We start from the raw sequence: 5,300 nt of genomic DNA, 5'->3' as shown, positions 1-5,300 counted from the left end.
AGATCGGCGAGCGCACGCCGGTGAGCGTCGGCCCGGCCTTGGGCGGCCCGAAGACATCGTCATAGTCAATCGGGTTGCCATCGGGCCCGAGCAGCTTGGAGGGGCGCGCCATCAGAACATCCTCCCGCGAAGCCTCGGCAGCATCCCGCCGCCGTCCGGCTCATCATCAGCGCCGAATCCGCGCGGGCCATCTGCCGTGGCCGGGCCGGACGACGTGACGGCCTGATAGCTGTAGGGGACGAACGGCATGCGCGTGGCCGAATAGGCCAGCACGATGGCGATGCCGGCGTCGCCGTGACGGGTGCCGCCGGCGGCCGCGGTGACGCGAAGGGCCGGCAGGCTCGCGACGCCTTTGATCACCTTGAAGGCGCGCAGGTCGGCCGAGATCTCGGCGTCGCGCGGCACGCTGATCGCATCGTCCTCGAAGGCCGCCTTCACCGGCGGCATCTCGACCCGGTACCACTCGGTGGAGAATTTCACGCCGACCATGCTCGCCCCGAAGCGTTGGGTGCCGGATTCCGCCAGGCTGGCGCCGATGCCGGTGGCGTCCGTGCGGCCACCGATGAAGCGGGGCAGGCTCCGGACGATCGCGTCGCGGATTTGCTCCTGCTGCTGGAAGGGCACCTTCGAGAGCTCGACCATGAATGGCACCACGCGGCGCATGGTCCGGGTGATCTGGATCGGGCAAATGACCGAGAGGTCGCGGTAGCGGCCGACGTCGAAGCCGAGGCCCGACTGAAAGGCCGGGTCCAGCGTCGAGCGCATGACCGGCTCTAGCTCGGTCTCGATCCAGCGCTGCACCTCGGCCTTGCGAACATGCTCCGGCAGCATCGTGAAGCTGTCCGGGAACGCGAGGCGCAGGACCGGCGCATCGTGCATCCGCGACTCGATCAGCGGCCCGGAGAGCCAGGCGCCGGAGCCCTGCGAAGGGATGCAATACAGCTCCTCGTCGGCGCCATCGCCATAGTCGCCGATCAGCTTTTCGCGCCAATCGGCCTCCTTCGCCGGCGTCCATTCGCCGTGCTTGTGGGCATTGATCAGGCAGATGCGCTCGAACAGGCCGTCGCGTAGCGCATCGTCCAGGTCGAAGCGCACCAGGCCGTAGCGCAGCCGGCCGGCGCGAATGTCGGTGATCAGCTGGTTGAAGGCGTTGTCGGCGCCGTTATGCGTCGAGATGATTAGAACTTTGCCGCCCCAGATCAGGAAGGCCATTGCCGCCTTGATCAGCTCGGAGAGGTTGTCGACGAAGGCCGCCTCGTCGAGGATGGCGAAGCCTTGGCGACCGCGCAGTGATCGCGGCTTCGACGACAGCGCGACGATCGAGAAGCCAGAGGCGAAGTCGATCTTCAGCGCCTGAACGCCCTTCTCGGAGCCGTCGTCGAAGATGATGTCGCCACTGTCGACGACGGCCTTCTCGAACAGCCTGGCCCAGAGCGCCGCCGCGTCGATGAACTCCTTCGCCATGTCATGGGATGTGCCCATGTAGAGCGTGTCCATGCCGCCATCGGCCCGCGACGAGGCCGAGCGGAGCACCGCGTCTGCCGCGGCACCCCAAGTGGCGCCGGTGCGGCGGGATTTCTCGACGACGACGACGTCGTACTGCTCGCAGGCGATCGCAAGCGCGCGCTGGTAGCCGAGCAATGCCGGTGTATCGCGCCAGTTTGCCGGCGTGGCGCGGCCCTGGGCCGTGCGGATCTCGACCCACTGGTCGCGCGTCGGGCGGGCCGTGACATCGGCGATCGCGGCGGTGATCGCCATCGTCGCGGCGACCGCCGCGGTCGCACCCTTGCGAAGGGCGCGGCCGGCCGCCTTCAGGATCTCGCCGTCAGCCATCGCGCACCCCGAAGAGCTCGCGGCGGAACGCCTCCTTGGTCTCCTGCGACAGGCCCTTGGCGCTGCCGACCTTTTCAATCGCCGCCTCGGCCTTCTTGGAGAAGTCGCGCTCGATCATCTTGCGCGTGTCGGCACTGATCTTCTTCGCGCGCTCTGCCCCGGAGAGTGCGGTGGCGAGGTTCGCCATCATCTCGGCCGTGAGCGGATTCGCCTTCAGGTTCCCGGCGTTCTCCAGCATCTCGAAGATCATCGCCTTGATGGTCTCGGAGACCATCAACGTGAGATCTTCATCGCCGCCGTCCTCGAACTTCGTCGCCAGGGCGGACGCCATCTCCCGAACCTCGCCCAGGCGATGCGCCATCCGCGCGGTCCGGACGGCCGCCCGGTTGAAGGCCGAGGCAGAAATCGGGCCGAGCCCTTTCAGCTTGAGGCGCAGGTTCAGGGCGTCACGGATATCATCCTGCGTCTGCTTGCGAGCGCGCAGCTCGGCAAAAGCCCAGGCGACATCTTCCTCCGCCTCGATCGGCAGCAGGTCGAGGGTCGAAAGGCGCCCGCGCTTGCTGATCATTGCTGGCGCGGCCTCGACGGGCGCATCACGCCCTCGATCGCGATCTCGCGCGCCAGGTGCCGCGCGCCCTTCTCGGTCAGCGTCGCGATGAGGATCGTGCCAGCTGCCGTGATGGTCACGGCTCCCATTTGGGCGAGCCAGCGAAGCTCGTCGTGAACCCATTCACGCTCACGGCGGATGGCGAAGGTCGCAAGGTGCCGGCGCAGCATCTCGCTGCCGAGCGACTCGTCCTGCTGCTCGGCCAGAGCCTTCAGGATGATGAGGCGCGCCTCCTCGCGCATGAACTGATCGAGGCTCATCGCTTGGCCTGCTCCAGCAAGAATTCCTGCAGCCGCTCCGAGATCGACGCGACCGGTTTCAATTGTTCACCGAGGGCGCGCATCTCGCCGTTGAGGTTGGCCAGCGAGATCTCCATGCGATGAACCGTCTCGCGGCTCGGCAGGTGACCGAGCTCCTGCTCGACACGGGCGATGCGATCCTCGGACTTGTCGATCTTGTCGAGCGCCACGATGAACTTCGCGTCCAGCGAGCTCACAGCCTTCTCGTGCTGCTCCTTCGTCACGAAGCGGGTCGCGATCAGCGCCGTGGCGATCGCGACCAGGATCGAGATCGCGCCGCCATGGTTCTGCAGGAAGGCCAGCATTTCCGACACGCCGAGCTCCTAGCCGCGAACGCCAACAGGGCGCGTGACCGGAACGCCGCCGATCTGGACCTGCTTTGCTCGAAGCATCGTCCGCAGCATCTCATCGTCGGCATGTAGAGCCGCGATCGCGTCGGGAACCGAGCGCCGCACGTACTCCAGCCCCGTCTGCAGAGCGACGCGCCTGGCGTCCTCCGGCTTGCGTCCCTGAGCAATCAGCTCGGCGACCATCGACAGGATGAGGCTCGCGCCGGTGGTGAGACCGGAGTGCAGCGCCTCGCGGTGCCGACCTTCCAGGCTGATGCCAAGGAACCGGTTCGCCGCCAGGGCGATCCAGCCGACCACTACGGTCGCGACCATGGCAGCGAAATACTGGATCAGCATGGCGACGCCGTCGGGCAGCGGCGACGGCTCGGCCGCCATGGCCGGCACGGCCACAGCGACGAGCGCGAGGGCGGAGAGGAAGCGCATCGGAGATCCTTTCAGGACGACGGGGCCGGAGCCCAGAGACAAGGCTTGCGTCCCGACGGCGCGATCACCGGCCCCTCAAGCCGGCCGCCACCGCGGCACACATGGAAGCGGCCGTCCGGCGATGGCCTGGTCTCGGCGAACGGGATGACGATGCCGTCGTGAAGCCGCCACCCGGCGGCCGTCTCGACCGGCTCGGGCTCGCGCGCATCGGCGTCGACGCCCATGGGCCAGCAGTCGCGGTCGTGGCAGCACTCCCACGGGTAGAAGGAGTGCGCCCGGGCTGGCGCGAAGTGAGCAAGGCAGAAAAGCGCAATCGCGAGCACGGCCAGAACGGCCATGAGGCGAACCGGCAGCAGCGGATTGGCCTGGCGAACCTTCAGATCGCAGAGCGCGTCGAAGTCGTGGCGGCCCGTCATGCGCCCTCCCGCGGGATCAGCGCCGCCCAGCTCTGCGGCCCGACGATACCGTCAGCGAGGAGGCCGGCACGCGCCTGGAAGGCCTTGACCGCGAGTTCGGTAGCCGGCCCGAAATCGCCGTCGAGCGTGAGCGGGAAGCCCTGTTGGCGCAGACGCACCTGCAGGATCTCGACCGCATCGCCTTCCGAGCCGCGGCGCAGCACCGGATAGTGCACGGCATCGACCGGCTGGATGCCGGCCGCTATCAAACGGGCGACCTCGCGCTTGGCAATGCCGAGATAGCGCCGACGATCGTCGAGACCGTTCTTGCCGCCGTTGATCGCGCGGGTGACGCGCAGGAGGTCATCCTCCTCCGCCATCGCCCCGATCTTGCGATCGCGCCAGTACAGGCCGGCGATGCGCAGCGAGACGACCGGATCGGAGGCGAGCTCGGGCTTGCCTTCGAGATCGAGCCCGAGCAGGCCGCCGATGCGGCGATAGTTCGCCCGGCCGGTGAGCTGGAAGATGCCGCGGCCGTGGTAGCGCGCGCCGTCGCCGGGCTTGACGTTACCGAGGTCGGCACGGCCGTCATAGCGGGCGAAATAGCTGGGGCCGCCGAGCTCCTCGGTCGTGCTGAAGCCGGCCGATTCATGCGCAGCCTGCGCGAGGAAATGCTCGATCCGGCGCGGCGTGACGATGTCGTAGTCCGGCAGCACGATCGGCAGTGCCGGGCCGAGCGCCGCGATGATCGCGGCCTGCCGAGCCCGCCTGCTGACCGGCACGGCCGGCGCCATGGCTTTCAGGATGTCGACGCCGAGCCGGTCGACGAGCTGCTGCGACATTGAGTGGGAGCCTCCGGCCGGGTCGGAATTCCCGCCGAAGATGCGCGCCGGCTCCGACGCGAGACACGGCCCCGCGCGGGGCCGTCACCCGGTCTTGTCGAACATGTCGAGCTGTGAGGAGGACTGGCGGGGCTGGCGCCCGCCGGGATGGCCGAACTCGGCGACGGCCCGCTGCACCGTGTTGCGGCTGCAGCCGGCCTTGAGCGCCGCCGCCTCTTGCGAGAGCCCCATGGCGAGATAGCACAGCACCCGCCACGGCCGAGCGATCGGAACCTTCAGATCCTCGCGGCCATATCTCGCATGCAAGGCGGCGGCCGCGTCAACCCCCACGATCTCGGCCAGAACTCCGCTATCGCGGCCGCCGACATAAATCCGCGTGCCGCCACGCGCCTCGACCAGGCGCAGCGCCGCCTCCGGGCCGATCAGCTCGACCAGGCGCGCGATCTCGTCAGTGGGCGGCGGCAGCGCCGTCATCGCGGGCGCACCTTCGCGCGCTGGTCGAGCACGGTGACCAGGACGCCGTCCTCGACGATGTATCTGAGGCCATCGGC

8 protein-coding genes are annotated in these 5,300 nt (G+C 68.4%); all 8 read right to left on the bottom strand.

Annotated elements, in window-relative coordinates; all coding sequences use genetic code 11:
* Positions 1–111: 111 nt before the first annotated feature.
* The 8 genes from ACFPOB_RS31040 to ACFPOB_RS31005 all read right to left on the bottom strand — a co-directional run bounded on the left by ACFPOB_RS31040 (position 112) and on the right by ACFPOB_RS31005 (position 5,223).
* Positions 112–1,833 carry a hypothetical protein gene (locus tag ACFPOB_RS31040; protein WP_377801983.1) on the bottom strand — a complete coding sequence of 574 codons (1,722 nt, stop codon included), beginning with the start codon at positions 1,831–1,833 and terminating at the stop codon, positions 112–114.
* Entirely contained in the window at positions 1,826–2,401 is a 576-nt protein-coding gene (locus tag ACFPOB_RS31035) for a phage protein Gp27 family protein (RefSeq protein ID WP_377801982.1), read from the bottom strand. The genes ACFPOB_RS31040 and ACFPOB_RS31035 overlap by 8 nt, the downstream gene beginning before the upstream one ends.
* Complete coding sequence (locus tag ACFPOB_RS31030) at positions 2,398–2,700, bottom strand: VpaChn25_0724 family phage protein (RefSeq protein WP_377801981.1); 303 nt, start codon at positions 2,698–2,700, stop codon at positions 2,398–2,400. The genes ACFPOB_RS31035 and ACFPOB_RS31030 overlap by 4 nt, the downstream gene beginning before the upstream one ends.
* The gene (locus tag ACFPOB_RS31025) at positions 2,697–3,044 is read right to left on the bottom strand and encodes a DUF2730 family protein (RefSeq protein WP_377801984.1); all 348 of its coding nucleotides are present in this window, start codon (positions 3,042–3,044) and stop codon (positions 2,697–2,699) included. Before ACFPOB_RS31025 ends, ACFPOB_RS31030 begins: the two co-directional genes overlap by 4 nt.
* A gap of 18 nt (positions 3,045–3,062) precedes the next feature.
* The gene (locus ACFPOB_RS31020) at positions 3,063–3,512 is read right to left on the bottom strand and encodes a hypothetical protein (RefSeq protein WP_377801980.1); all 450 of its coding nucleotides are present in this window, start codon (positions 3,510–3,512) and stop codon (positions 3,063–3,065) included.
* 11 nt (positions 3,513–3,523) lie between these two features.
* The gene (locus tag ACFPOB_RS31015; RefSeq protein WP_377801979.1) at positions 3,524–3,928 is read right to left on the bottom strand and encodes a hypothetical protein; all 405 of its coding nucleotides are present in this window, start codon (positions 3,926–3,928) and stop codon (positions 3,524–3,526) included.
* Complete coding sequence (locus tag ACFPOB_RS31010) at positions 3,925–4,749, bottom strand: peptidoglycan-binding protein (RefSeq protein ID WP_377801978.1); 825 nt, start codon at positions 4,747–4,749, stop codon at positions 3,925–3,927. The genes ACFPOB_RS31015 and ACFPOB_RS31010 overlap by 4 nt, the downstream gene beginning before the upstream one ends.
* Before the next feature lie 84 nt (positions 4,750–4,833).
* Positions 4,834–5,223, bottom strand: a complete 390-nt coding sequence (locus tag ACFPOB_RS31005; RefSeq protein ID WP_377801977.1) for a hypothetical protein — start codon at positions 5,221–5,223, stop codon at positions 4,834–4,836.
* Positions 5,224–5,300: the final 77 nt, after the last annotated feature.

The sequence above is a fragment of the Allobosea eneae genome (assembly GCF_042657265.1).
In the GTDB taxonomy this organism is placed as follows: domain Bacteria; phylum Pseudomonadota; class Alphaproteobacteria; order Rhizobiales; family Beijerinckiaceae; genus Allobosea; species Allobosea eneae.
The sequence above is the reverse complement of the archived record's forward strand: the minus strand, read 5'-3'. Positions and strand labels throughout refer to the sequence as shown.